The sequence below is a fragment of the Peptoniphilus sp. HMSC075B08 genome (assembly GCF_001815405.1).
Taxonomy (GTDB): Bacteria; Bacillota; Clostridia; order Tissierellales; family Peptoniphilaceae; genus Peptoniphilus_A; species Peptoniphilus_A harei.
Genome location: NZ_KV820456.1, coordinates 1 through 12706, shown reverse-complemented (window position 1 = coordinate 12706; position 12706 = coordinate 1). Strand labels below are relative to the sequence as shown.

At 37.5% G+C, this 12706-nt stretch carries 13 protein-coding genes, 1 tRNA gene and 1 other RNA gene; 6 read left to right on the top strand and 9 right to left on the bottom strand.

Features of this window, described 5'->3' with window-relative positions; all coding sequences use genetic code 11:
• Positions 1-28: 28 nt before the first annotated feature.
• Genes HMPREF3023_RS06240 through HMPREF3023_RS06210 form a run of 7 tightly spaced genes read right to left on the bottom strand, consistent with a single transcriptional unit; the run spans position 29 to position 5469 of the window.
• Positions 29-922, bottom strand: a complete 894-nt coding sequence (locus HMPREF3023_RS06240; RefSeq protein WP_070701797.1) for a PSP1 domain-containing protein — start codon at positions 920-922, stop codon at positions 29-31.
• Positions 919-1857 carry a DNA polymerase III subunit gene (locus HMPREF3023_RS06235; protein ID WP_070701795.1) on the bottom strand — a complete coding sequence of 313 codons (939 nt, stop codon included), beginning with the start codon at positions 1855-1857 and terminating at the stop codon, positions 919-921. The genes HMPREF3023_RS06240 and HMPREF3023_RS06235 overlap by 4 nt, the downstream gene beginning before the upstream one ends.
• Positions 1857-2141, bottom strand: coding sequence for a cyclic-di-AMP receptor (locus HMPREF3023_RS06230; RefSeq protein WP_070701793.1), 285 nt, complete (start codon positions 2139-2141; stop codon positions 1857-1859). Before HMPREF3023_RS06230 ends, HMPREF3023_RS06235 begins: the two co-directional genes overlap by 1 nt.
• Positions 2142-2149: 8 nt before the next feature.
• A complete protein-coding gene (locus tag HMPREF3023_RS06225) occupies positions 2150-2476 on the bottom strand; it encodes a cyclic-di-AMP receptor (RefSeq protein ID WP_070701791.1) in 327 nt (108 codons plus the stop codon).
• Positions 2473-3081 carry a dTMP kinase gene (gene tmk / locus HMPREF3023_RS06220; protein WP_070701789.1) on the bottom strand — a complete coding sequence of 203 codons (609 nt, stop codon included), beginning with the start codon at positions 3079-3081 and terminating at the stop codon, positions 2473-2475. Before tmk ends, HMPREF3023_RS06225 begins: the two co-directional genes overlap by 4 nt.
• Positions 3078-4430 carry an aminotransferase class I/II-fold pyridoxal phosphate-dependent enzyme gene (locus HMPREF3023_RS06215; protein ID WP_070701787.1) on the bottom strand — a complete coding sequence of 451 codons (1353 nt, stop codon included), beginning with the start codon at positions 4428-4430 and terminating at the stop codon, positions 3078-3080. The genes tmk and HMPREF3023_RS06215 overlap by 4 nt, the downstream gene beginning before the upstream one ends.
• A gap of 58 nt (positions 4431-4488) precedes the next feature.
• Positions 4489-5469, bottom strand: coding sequence for a biotin--[acetyl-CoA-carboxylase] ligase (locus tag HMPREF3023_RS06210; RefSeq protein WP_070701785.1), 981 nt, complete (start codon positions 5467-5469; stop codon positions 4489-4491).
• A 59-nt stretch (positions 5470-5528) separates the two neighbouring features.
• On the opposite strand from HMPREF3023_RS06210, the gene HMPREF3023_RS06205 reads away from it, so the two are divergent.
• Both HMPREF3023_RS06205 and ffs read left to right on the top strand, forming a co-directional pair.
• A tRNA-Ser gene (locus HMPREF3023_RS06205) sits at positions 5529-5618 on the top strand.
• A gap of 3 nt (positions 5619-5621) precedes the next feature.
• Positions 5622-5886: signal recognition particle sRNA large type (ffs, locus tag HMPREF3023_RS06200), an RNA gene on the top strand.
• A 32-nt stretch (positions 5887-5918) separates the two neighbouring features.
• Here the strand turns inward: ffs and HMPREF3023_RS06195 are convergent.
• Entirely contained in the window at positions 5919-6644 is a 726-nt protein-coding gene (locus HMPREF3023_RS06195) for a hypothetical protein (protein ID WP_070701783.1), read from the bottom strand.
• Positions 6631-7476 (bottom strand): 4-(cytidine 5'-diphospho)-2-C-methyl-D-erythritol kinase, encoded by an 846-nt coding sequence (ispE, locus tag HMPREF3023_RS06190; RefSeq protein ID WP_070701781.1) that lies wholly within the window; start codon positions 7474-7476, stop codon positions 6631-6633. Before ispE ends, HMPREF3023_RS06195 begins: the two co-directional genes overlap by 14 nt.
• A 205-nt stretch (positions 7477-7681) precedes the next feature.
• Here ispE and HMPREF3023_RS06185 point away from each other — a divergent pair, with 205 nt between their 5' ends.
• The 4 genes from HMPREF3023_RS06185 to HMPREF3023_RS06170 are packed head-to-tail and all read left to right on the top strand — an operon-like array spanning position 7682 to position 12102.
• A complete protein-coding gene (locus HMPREF3023_RS06185; RefSeq protein ID WP_070701779.1) occupies positions 7682-8188 on the top strand; it encodes an NADH-quinone oxidoreductase subunit NuoE family protein in 507 nt (168 codons plus the stop codon).
• Between the two features lie 16 nt (positions 8189-8204).
• Positions 8205-8594: a hypothetical protein gene (locus HMPREF3023_RS06180; protein WP_070701777.1), complete on the top strand. Its 390-nt coding sequence runs from the start codon at positions 8205-8207 to the stop codon at positions 8592-8594.
• Entirely contained in the window at positions 8587-10356 is a 1770-nt protein-coding gene (locus HMPREF3023_RS06175; RefSeq protein ID WP_070701775.1) for an NADH-ubiquinone oxidoreductase-F iron-sulfur binding region domain-containing protein, read from the top strand. Before HMPREF3023_RS06180 ends, HMPREF3023_RS06175 begins: the two co-directional genes overlap by 8 nt.
• A gap of 9 nt (positions 10357-10365) precedes the next feature.
• A complete protein-coding gene (locus HMPREF3023_RS06170; protein ID WP_070701773.1) occupies positions 10366-12102 on the top strand; it encodes an NADH-dependent [FeFe] hydrogenase, group A6 in 1737 nt (578 codons plus the stop codon).
• The last annotated feature ends 604 nt before the right edge of the window (positions 12103-12706 follow it).

The following is a 12706-nucleotide window of genomic DNA, read 5'->3' as shown; positions in this document are numbered from 1 at the left end:
ACAAAGGGGATAAGACCTCATCCTATCCCTAATCCCTCTCTAACTCCACTAGTTCTTTTTCGTCGTACTCTTCTACATTTAAGTTTCTTGATCCATCTATAAAGGACTTGTTAAATTCTCGAGTCCTCTTGATTTCGGAAAGTTCCATGTAGACAGTTTCTTTTTCGTCATCAACTTCAAACATAACCTTTACAAGTTCTTGTATTGTATAAGTCGATACAACTGTTCCTTTTCCTTTTTCTGTCTTTACGATCTCACCAGGTCTTGGCATCCTCTTGTTAATACATTCGTAGCCGTCCTGCTCATATTTTAGACAACACATAAGCCTGCCACAAATTCCAGAAATTTTTGTTGGGTTGAGACTTAAGTTTTGATCCTTGGCCATCTTAATTGAAACCGGTGAAAATTCACTTAAGAAAGTTGAGCAGCAAGTTGGCCTGCCACAACATCCAAGTCCACCAACATATTTGGCCTCATCACGAACCCCAATTTGTCTAAGCTCTATCCTAGTCCTAAAGATTGAAGCCAGGTCTCTTACAAGTTCCCTAAAGTCAACCCTTCCATCAGCTGTGAAGTAAAACAATAATTTTGACCTGTCAAAGGTATACTCACAGGAAATCAACTTCATATCAAGTCCATGCTCTTCAACCTTTTGCTCACAAATTATTATTGCTTCCTTGGCCTTATTCCTATTTTCCACATTGATATTTTTATCTTCGTCAGTTGCAAGGCGAATCACAGGTTTTAGTTCTCCCTTTATCGTCTCCTCTTCCACTTCTTTTAAAAGCTCAACTGCTCCAAACTCAAGGCCCCTCACAGTTTCAACAATAACATAATCTCCAACATTTAAATCTATATCAATGGGATCAAAATAATAGATTTTTCCAGTTCTCTTGAACCTTACTCCTGCTATTTCTATCATCTAATTCCCCCTAAATCTATTAAAAGCTTCTCTATATTTAAATCAAAATTCACATTTTTTTCCTTGCGACCCAGGGCATTAATAAGGGCATCGTAGGACTCAACTGCCCTATCAATGGACAAGTCTTGGAGCTTCAAGAGGTCTAGCTTGTCAATATTTACAACAAGGTCCTCTCTCCCACTCTTAACATAAACTAAGTCCAGATACCAGACTATCATAAAATTTAAGATTTCCTTAAAATCATCTTTATTGTCTTTAAAAAATTTCATTTCATCAAAAATAAACTCTGTCTGCCTTATTACCCTATCAGTCATATTTATTATATCTTCTCTTTTTGATAGGAGCTCAGGATCTTCAGAATATTTTATGGCAAGACTCACATCTCCATTGGATAGCCTAGAAAAAAGTTTGGCATTCCTAGGGGATACCTTTCTCGAAAGCAAAAATTCTTCAATCCTATCTTGAGTTAAGTCTTGAAATTTTAAAATCCTACACCTTGAAATAATTGTTGGAAGAATATTTCTCATGTTGCTTGAAATTAAAATTAGGATCAAATAATCCATGGGTTCTTCCAAGGTCTTTAAGAGGGCATTTTGTCCCTCAGCTGTTACCCTATCGAAATCATCAATAATAACGATCTTGTGACTTCCAGAAAAGGGTTTTGCAAAAGAATTTTCGATTATCTCTTCTATATCTTGTTTTTTTATCGTGTCCTTCTTTTGTACCAAATAGAGGTCTGCATCTTCAAATTCGTCAATCCCACTAAAAAATCTTATGCCTTCAGGATCTTCATTTAAGATGGACCTGGCAAAGTTTTTTGCATGGGAAAATTTACCTATGCCCTTGCTGCCTGAAAAAAGATAGGCATGGCTATAGGACTTGTTTAAAAGATCTCCCTCTAAGCTATTTATTACGGACCTATTCTCTAAAAACATTAAATTCTCTTTGACTCTTCCAAATCAACTACAAAAATTGTAGCCCCAGAAACCTTAAAGTCCCCTTCTTCCATGTGGACATCTTCAGATTCTGTTTCTTCTTTAAAGATTTCATAAATCCTATCAATTTCATCTTCCTTACAACCTAAGAGAAGGGTAGTATTTCCTGATTTGAAAAAACCACCAGTTGAGGAAAGTCTAGTTACATAAATGTCTTCATCTAAAAATCTATCTATAAGTCCATCAGTATATTTTTCTTGGACTATTGCAATCATCATTTTCATAATATCACCTAAAACCTCTTGAAATCTACAACGTCAGTTACAAAAATTGTGGCTCCCCCAACCTTTACTGTTATAGGCACTGGGATCATAGCTTGACCAGGAATGTTAACTGGTTGGATCGTCCTCTTAACCTCTCTAGTCTTGGAGTTTTCTTCAAGTATTTGCATAAATTTGTCAAGCTCTTCATCTTCTATACCTGAAAGGATTGTCACATTTCCAGCCTTTAAAAATCCACCAGTGGAACTAATCTTAGTAACCTTAAAATTATTTTCATTAAGATTTTTTATTAGATTTTCGCTGTCCTCATCTTGGACAATTGCGATTACAAGTTTCACAAAATCTTCCTTTCTTTAAGAATCTTCATGCAGTCGCCGAAGACCTCTTCTATAGTCTGATTTACATCTATAAAATAATAATTTTCTTCTTTTTCTAAACTGTTATAGTAGTCCCTTACCTTCTTGTGGAAGTCATCTCCTTCGCATTCTAACCTGTCGTAGCAGGCTTGGTCCTTCCTCGTTAAGGTAGAGTTATTTGTCCTAAATATAAAAACTATGTCTGGCTTCTTGCCACCAGTTGCAAAATCATTTATCGCCCTAATATCTTCTAGCTTTTGCCCCCTAGCATGGCCTTGGTAGGCTAGAGATGATAGGACATATCTCTCACAGAGAACTGTGGTCCCATCCTCTAGGGCAGGAATAATTTTTTCATAAGTATGCTGAGCTCTTGAAGCAGAGTAAAGTAGGGCTTCTGTCCTCATATCCATTTCTTTTAAGTCCTTATCCAGGATAATTTCCCTAATTTTTTCTGAAATCCTAGTTCCTCCTGGCTCCCTAGTCTTTATAGTCCTTATATTATTTTTTAAAAGTTCTTCATATACTAAGTTGCAAATTGTAGACTTACCAGACCCATCTGGACCTTCAAATGTTATAAAAGCGCTCATCTAACTACCTCAATCATATCTCCTAAAAGTCCAATGACTTCTATTTCTTCATCTAAAAATTTATCTATTGTCTCAATTATTTCTTCTGTTATTACTTCCCCAAAGGTCACCAGTGGAACTCCTGGTGGGTAGGCCCCAATAATTTCCTTTGAAATCCTGCCTTTTGCATCCTTATAAGAAATTCTCTCGCCCTCACTTAAGAAGGCCTCTTTTGGCAAGAGCCTCTTCTCTGGAAGGGGAAAGTCTTGGGGAATAATTTTTTTATAAGGCCCATCTCCGTAGGATAAAATTGCATCTCTTAAAATCTCTAGGTCTTCACGTGTGTTAATTGGAGAAACAATTCCCAGGGCATAGTAGAGGTCTCCCATTTCAAGCCTTATGTCCTTATTTATAATAAAGTCTTCAACCACTTCTTCTCCAGTCATGCCAGGTATCCTAAATAAAAATTTCATAGGGTCATTGGCAATTATAGACTGGTGGCTCAAATCTAAGTCATAATTTATTGCTTCTTTGAGATTTTTTATCTCTTCAGTTCTTTTTTTTAATTCACTTCTTCCTTCCCTATCCATGTAAGCAAGACCTGCTTCAATTGAGAGCATGACTAAGTAGGATGGGGAAGTTGTGTTGTAAATATTTATATACTTTAAAAGATCTTCATGGGAAAACCTATCTGTCCCCCTGTGAATAAGGGCAGCTTGAGTAAGAGATGGAATCATCTTGTGGGTTGAATTTATCACAAGATCTGCACCTGCATCTAAGGCAGAATATTTCTTCAAGTCCGAAAAATAAAGGTGGGCTCCGTGAGCCTCGTCAACAATCACTGGAATATCTTTTTCATGTAAGATTTCAATAATTTCTTTTAGTCTTAAGATTCCACCAAAATAATTTGGAGAAACTAAAACGCAGGCAGTAATTTTATTTTCCTTTATTTTTTCTCTAAGTTCATCTAAATCAATTCCAAAATACATGGCACGGTCCTTGTCGTAAATTGTGTTTAGATAAACTGGGTCCAGGTCATTAAGTAAAAGGCCATTGTAAATAGACTTGTGGGTGTTTCTCTGTATCAAAACCTTATCCCCTGGTCTAGTAGTCATGGCCATGGCAATGTGAAGGGCTCCTGTGGACCCATTTGTTGTCATAAAGGATTCTTTTGAGCCAAAGACTTTGCTAATTTCCTTATGAAGGTCATCGATGACCCCAGATGGATTTAACAAGTTGTCTGTTCCATAAATTTCTGTCAAATCTCTTTTTATGTCCAAGTCAAAAAAGTCTTTGCCCTTGTGACCTGGCATCCCAAAGGATATTTTATTTTTTACTTCATTTATCTTTTCACTTAAAGGCCTCTTCATCTCTTCTCCTAACTTCTCTTAATTATACTATAATTTGGAGGACTTTAAAAGTTGGGACCTATTTATAAAAGTTCCCCTTTATGGAAACTTCTCCACTGGAAAGGGTGATTTTCTCTTCTCCTGTGTCGACGATTAGGTTGCCCTTTTCATTGATATCGTAGCCCACAGCAGAGTACTTCTTGCCGTTTAATTCAAAGGTCAAGTCCTTGCCGATAACAAGTGAATGAGTCTTGTAGTAATCTATAATTTCTTCGTCGGACCTATTATAATTATTTTCATAAAAGGCATTTAAGATGGATGATAGAATTTCATTTCTAATTACATCTGTTCCAATATAACCAGCAATATCTTTTAAGTCCTTGAAGCTGTCGTCTTTTGGCTCATTTACATTTATTCCAATTCCAACAATAACTGACTTTACACTTCTTGATTCAAAATCTGCATCAAGCTCTGATAGGATTCCACAAATTTTCTTCCCATCAATAAATAAATCATTGACCCACTTTATCTCTGCTTGCTTGCCTGTAGCTTCTTTAATTCCCTCTGCAACAGAAACGGCAGCCTTAACTGTAATCAAATCAAAGTAAGAAAAATCAAAGAAGTCCTTTGGATGAAGAACTATACTAAAGTAAACTCCACTTCCCTTAGGAGATGCGAAGGACTTTCCCGTTCTTCCCCTGCCACCCTTTTGCATGTCAGAAACTATTACTGTAAAATCTTTGACCTCTTCTGAGTAAAGTCTTCTCTTGGCCTCAGTGTTTGTTGAGTCAATTTCATCAAAGACTATAATATCTATGTCCTTTAACTCTTCTCTTAGTCCCTTTCTTATTCCTTCATCAGAAAGTTTGTCGTCACTTTCTATGAGCTTATATCCAAGTTTTGTTTGAGATTCTATTTGAAAGCCCTCTTCCTTTAAGTTGTTAATGGCCTTCCAAATGGCAGTCCTTGAAATATTTAATTTTTCTGCCAATTCTTGGCCAGAAATATAGGAAGCCCTATTTCTTTCTAATTCTTTTAGTACTATATCCTTAGTTTTCAATTTATCACCTTATTCTTGACATTATTAATTATCTACTGTACAATAAGTTTCTAGGCCGTGGAGAGATGTCCGAGAGGTTGAAGGAGCCCGCCTGGAAAGCGAGTATACACGAAAGTGTATCGGGGGTTCGAATCCCCCTCTCTCCGCCATCGCCATGCTAAGCGGGAAATTAGCGATGTCCTGTACCTGCGATTCGCTACAGCAGGGCTGAATTCCCATTAGAGGATTTTAATTTTGCAGTCTGCCCCTTATAAGTGGTGTTGATGATTGGGTCCTGCGCAACAGAAACTTGTGAACCGTGTCAGATCTTGATCGAAGCAGCACTAAGCAAGACCTTTTGTGTGCCGCATGGGTCGCCTAATCTGAGCTAACTGTAAGGGTAACGTGTGAGATTAACTTTCGACTTTGGGTGCATGGCTACATATTTAGTCCCAGTAATGGGACTTTTTTTATTGCCCTTTTTTAAAAAGTCTAGAAACATTTAAGAGTTCTCTCTCTTTTAGAATTCCTTTTTCCCTTAAATACTTTTCAGCCCTAGAGTAAAAGGCCCTCTTTGACTCAGTTACATAAAAATAATCCCTTATATAATTTTCCTTCTTATAGGTATAATCTTCTAAAATCCCATCAACATTGGAATAAATTTCTATTTCCAAAATTTTTTTTGCAAAATAATTTATGAAAAAGTCCTTCTTCAAATGAAGACCACTTGAGGCAAGAAAAATCATATTATATTTTGAAAAATCAAAATCCTTGAAGTATTCGTCAGAGATCATCTTCATTATGTCATCAGCAATTCCATCGTTAGCTCCATTTATCAAAAGTGGAACATCTAGATAATCTACTGGAGAGTCTGTAAAGTTTTTTAAAGCTTCTTCTTTACAAGTTAATTTTGACCCAAGACAGAGGATTTTTTTATCTTTTAGCTTTTTCCTTAAAGCTTCTTTCCCATAAAAGGCTCTTGATGAATTTCTAAAATAGTTAATGGCATCGAAGTCCATGACTATTATTTTTTTTGCCTTCTTAAAGGATTTTCCCAAAAATTTTATCCTCTCATCAACCACTTCTCTCCTATAGAGGCCATAATATTCAAATTTATCATCAACATAATAGTTTAAGTAGTCCCTGTGGACCTCATAAAGTCCAACAATTCCTGGACCTGTATCAAAAACTGCCATCTTCCTCACCCACTCTCAACTTATAGGTCTTGTCATAAGTTTTTTTGAAGTGCCTGTAGGCATCTTCTAAGTCATTTTTATTTTCAAAAATTCCAAAAATTGTGGCCCCACTCCCACTCATAAGGGGAGCAGAATTAAAGTCCCTCATTTTATTTTTTATGTCTAAAAGGTCCTTGTGACTTTCAAAAACCACTTTTTCCATCTTATTTTCTAAAACATCATTTAATTTCTTTATGTCTAAATCATAAAGACCTTTAAGGACTTCATCAAAATCTATTCTCCTGTCATCTATTTTTATTTTTTCATAGACTTCCTTAGTGGAAACTCCATAGCCAGGATTAACTATTAGGACATTGTCAAGTTCTATAGGTCTCACTTCTTCTAGAATTTCTCCAATACCAGAAGCAAGCTTGGTCCCTCCCGTCATCATATAGGTGAAGTCTGCTCCAAGGCCCGAGGATAATTTTATCAAATCTTTTTTTGGAATTTTTAAATCGTACAATTCATTTAAGGCGTAAAAAGTCCCAGCTCCATTAGATGTCCCTCCGGCAAGTCCCGCTGCCAGGGGAATGTTTTTTTCTATTTCAACCTTAAAGGGAAGTTCTTTTCCTACAAAATCTCTTAGGACATGATAGGCCTTGTAAATAAAATTTTCTTTCATATCAAAATCAAAATCACCAAGAATTTCAACTTTATCGCTTTTAGAAAATTTCATCTCATCATAAAGATCTGTCATCACCATTAAAGTTTTTATGTCATGGTAAGCATTTTCTCTCTTGCCTGTCACGTCGAGAGATAAGTTTAACTTTGCATGGGCTTTCTTCGTAATCATAAAACACCTCTAAATAATTATAATTCATTGAGAATATTTTTTCATCTATATAGAAATTTATTATAAGATCTAAAAATTAAATAAGAACTTCAATATTTAAAAATAAGGATATTTTCATTTAATTATAATAATATTTTTAAAAAATCCTTCCATTTCTTTGCTAAAACATTTTCCTTGTATTACAATAAAGTAAGAGGTGATATTTATGGATCTTAAGACCTTAGGTTTAGATGAAGCCCTTTTAAAAAGTTTAAAGGACTACATAGATACTTTTGACGACAAGGAAAACAATATTATAAGTATACTCCACTACGCCCAAAATATTTTTGGATATCTTCCAAAGGAACTCCAAATTTATATTGCAAGGCTAACTGACCTGCCAGCATCTAGGATCAACGGCATTGTAACTTTTTACTCCTTCTTTAGTGAAAAGAAAGTTGGAGCCTTTAAGGTGGACGTCTGCCTAGGTACTGCTTGCTTTGTTGACGACAGTAAGACTCTCTTAGATGCCTTTAAGGACCAGCTAAAGGTTGATGAAGATGGACTAAGTCAAGATGGCCTCTTCAATGTCAACTCCATTAGGTGTCTTGGTGCCTGCGGGATTGGTCCCGTTGTAAGAGTAAACGACAAGATTTATGGCCACGTTAAACCCCAAGATATAAAGGAAATTATAAAGGTCCACAGGCAAGAGTTAGAAGAAGCAAAGAAATAGGAAAGAGGAGATTATTATGGCAAAAATAGATTCCTTAGAAAAACTTCTGGAAATAAAAGAATCTAGGCATCACAAGACCATTCTCCGTGACATAGGAAACATGTCTGACGATGATGTTATAGAAATTTTTATTAGGGGAAATGAAAAAGAAAAATATGCAGAGATAGAAAATCTTTTTGACGAGCTAAAGTCCTTTGTGAGGGACAAAGGAATGAGAAATTGTAAATTTTTATTCCAAGATGATCCAGACCAAAAGGAGAATTTTAATATAGAAATTTCCTTTAGGGTTAGGACTAATATAAAGTCTAATACTTTAGACCTCGCTGATATTAAGGACTTTATCGACCACATTGCATCAATAAAAGATCAAGCCCACAACTATGATAAAGAGGTGGACCATGAATAACTTGAGATTACAAATACTAATTTGCAAGGGAACTGGTTGCGTGTCTGCAAGAAGTGACCTTATAAAAGAAAATTTTGATAAAGCCTTAGAAGACTATAAGATTAATGACGTTGAAGCCCTAATAACTGGTTGCTTTGGTTTTTGTGGAGAGGGACCCATCGTTAAGGTTGAACCTGACAATGTCTTCTACACTCACGTAAGCCCAGAAGACGTCAACGAAATTGTAGCTGAACACATTATTCACGGAAGACCTGTTAAGAGACTTCTATACAGGAATCCAAAGAACAATGAAGTCATCTACAACCAACGTGACATGAACTTCTACGACAAGCAAACTCGTCTTGCTTTAAAAAATTGTGGCAAGATTGATCCAGAAAATATTTACGACTACATATCCTATGACGGTTACCAAGCTCTTTTCAAAGTTTTAACAGAAATGAGCCCACAAGACGTAATTGACATCATCAAGGCATCAGGCCTTCGTGGACGTGGTGGCGGTGGATTTCCTACTGGTATCAAGTGGCAAAATACCTACATGAGTCCTGGCGACGAAAAATATATTTTCTGTAATGCCGACGAAGGTGACCCAGGAGCCTTTATGGATAGGTCAATACTTGAAGGTGACCCCAATTCCATTGTTGAAGCCATGACAATTGGTGGTTATGCAACTGGTGCAAACCACGGTGTTATTTATATAAGAGCTGAATATCCTCTTGCCATCCACAGGCTAAAGACAGCTATTGGTCAGGCAAGAAAGTATGGCTTCTTAGGTAAAAATATTTTTAATTCTGGTTTTGATTTTGATATAGAAATAAGATACGGAGCTGGAGCCTTTGTATGTGGTGAAGAAACTGCACTTATCCACTCAGTTGAAGGTAAAAGAGGAGAACCAACAAGAAAACCGCCCTTCCCTTCAGTCAAGGGTTACATGGGAAAACCAACTACAGTTAATAACGTAGAAACCTATGCCAATATTCCACAAATTATCTTAAGAGGACCAGAATGGTTTGCCTCCATGGGTACAGAAAAGTCCAAGGGGACAAAGGTCTTTGCCCTAGCCGGCAAGGTCAACAATGTTGGGCTTGTTGAAGTCCCAATGGGAATTACCATAAGAGAAATTGTCTACGACATTGGCGGTGGAATACCAAATGGCAAAAAGTTCAAGGCCGTTCAAATTGGTGGACCTTCTGGTGGTATGATTACCAAGGAAAATATTGACACCCCAATTGACTACGAAAATCTAAAGGAAATTGGGGCCATGATGGGCTCTGGTGGACTTATTGTCATGGACGAAGACAACGACATGGTGGACATAGCCAAATTCTACCTAGAATTTACCCAAGACGAGTCCTGTGGCAAGTGCACTCCTTGTAGGATTGGAACTAAGAGACTCCTTGAAATGTTGGAAAAACTTTTGGACAACAAGGGTTCAGAAGAAGACCTCCAAAAAATCGAAGACCTCTGCCACAACATAATTAACTCAGCAGCTTGTGGACTTGGTCAAACTGCACCAAACCCAATCCTATCTACAATGAGGTTCTTCCCCGACGAATACTTAAAATATGCAAGACGTGAAATGAAAAAATTTTATAAAATTGATAAGGACAAGTGCGTTGGCTGTCACAAGTGTGCAGGACTTTGCCCGGTTAAGTGCATAAGTGGCGAAGTAAAAGAAAAACACGAGATTGACAAGGAAAAATGTATAGCTTGTGGAACTTGTGCCAAGGCTTGTCCAGTAAATGCTATAGCCATGGGAAGGTAGGGATGAATTATGATTAATTGTGTGATAAATGATAAAAAATTACAAGTTAAGGAAGGAAGCACCATCCTAGAAGCAGCAAAGGAAGTGGGCATTGAAATCCCTACTCTTTGTCATATGAAGCTTCCCAACTTTAATTATGAAAATATGCCTTCATCATGCAGGATTTGTATGGTAGAAGTTGTTGGCAGGCCAAAACTTTGTACTGCCTGTTCTGAAGAAATAACTGAGGGCATGGTAATAAAAACTGACACTGTAAAGGCCGTTGAAGCAAGAAGGTTAAATTTGGAACTTCTTCTTTCCAACCACCCAAAGGACTGCTTGGTGTGTCCTAAAAATTTAAATTGTGAGCTTCAAGCACTAGCAGAAAAAATGGGCATAAGAGAAATCGCCTACAAGGGTGACAAGGCCGGTCACAAGGTTGACTCATCTTCAGATTCAATTTACAGAAATCCCAACAAGTGCATTATGTGCAGAAGATGTGAAACTATGTGTAACGAAGTTCAAACTGTGGGAACTCTTGGTGGACTAAACCGTGGCTTTGACGCCATAGTCTCCCCTGCCTTTAATCTTCCACTGGCAGATTCATCTTGTACCTTCTGCGGCCAATGTGTGGCAGTTTGCCCAACTGGAGCAATTGTAGAAGTTGATGCAACTGCAAGAGTTTTAAAAGAAATTAAAAATCCAAGGAAGCACCTTGTAGTCCAAGTTGCCCCATCAATAAGAGTTGCCATAGGAGAACTCTTTGGCATGGAACCAGGTGAGGTTACGACAGGTAAACTTGTTACAGCCCTAAGAAAACTTGGCTTCGATACAGTTTTTGACACAGACTTTTCAGCAGATTTAACAGTTATGGAAGAAGCCAGCGAGCTAGTTGATAGGATTCAAAATGACAAGACTATGCCAATATTAACATCTTGCTGTCCAGCCTGGGTTAGGTTTATAGAAATGAATTATCCAGACATGTTAGATATTCCATCATCATGTAAGTCACCACAAATGATGATGGGGTCAATGGTGAAAACCTATTACGCAGAAAAAACTGGCATACCTGCCAAGGACATTGTCATGGTTTCAGTTATGCCTTGTACTGCCAAGAAGGCAGAAGCTGACAGGGCAGAGCTTGGATCTAATGACATGAAGGACGTGGACTATGTCCTTTCAACAAGAGAGCTTGGCAGGATGATAAACTTATATGGGATTGACTTTGAAGGACTTGAAGAGGGAGAATTTGACCAAATCATGGGAGAATCCTCTGGAGCAGGAACAATTTTTGGTACAACTGGTGGCGTAATCGAAGCAGCAATAAGAACTGCATCCGAATGGCTAACTGGAGAAGAGTTAGAAAAAATTGAATTCCAAGAACTAAGAGGCTTAAAGGGCATAAGGTCAGCAGAAGTTGCTATTGGCGATATGCACCTAAGAGTTGGAATCGCCCATGGACTTGGCAACGCAAGAAGACTTCTTGACGGTATAAAAGATGGAACTTATAATTTTGATGCCATAGAAATAATGGCTTGTCCAGGTGGATGTATTGGCGGAGGCGGCCAACCTTACCACCACGGCAAGGAAGAAGTCTTACTTAAGAGACAAAGAGCCCTTTATGAAATAGATAAAAATAAAGAAATAAGAAAGGCTCACGAAAATCCAATGATTAAGAAAATTTATAAAGACTACTTGGGAAGACCTTATGGAGAAAGAGCCCATAACTTGCTTCATACAAAATATCAAGCGAGAGAAAAGATTTAGGGTAAAAGTATTTTAAAAGCTTCGCTTTTATAAATCTTATAAGGAGGGGGAGCCATACCCATTCGGACACGCAGGGGGCACCGTGAATTTTATGAGTAAAGACTTCGTCTTTAAGACATTTGTGCAAAGCAAAGCTTTACGATTATCTTTCCGGAGGGGGTTTAGGACCTTTCGATTGGTCCTGCCCCCTCCGGTCCACCCCCATCACCTTCAACGACCTGGCAGGGGCCTTTGCAAACAACCCCGAGCGGCAGCCATCCTAAAAATTCAAAACTTGCTCGCTACAAACTTTTAAAATTTTAAAATAATTTATCAATAGAGTCAGAGAATATCTGGCTCTATTTTCTATTTGCGAGCTTCGCGTGAACCTAATCAACTCAAAGTTCGCTTCGCTCCTTTTCGCTGTAAGGTTCATCGGCTGAGCAATAAATTGCTCAAGCACATTGAATTTTTTACGGCTGTCTTGCCTTACGGGGTTTTTCACCTTTAGTTCACAGTTTTACCATTACACAGATTAAAATTTATCTTAAGTTACTTTAACCAACCTAACTATCCAAATTAAGTTTTGCATCAATCATAACCACCGGCTAAGCCGGTGGTTTGT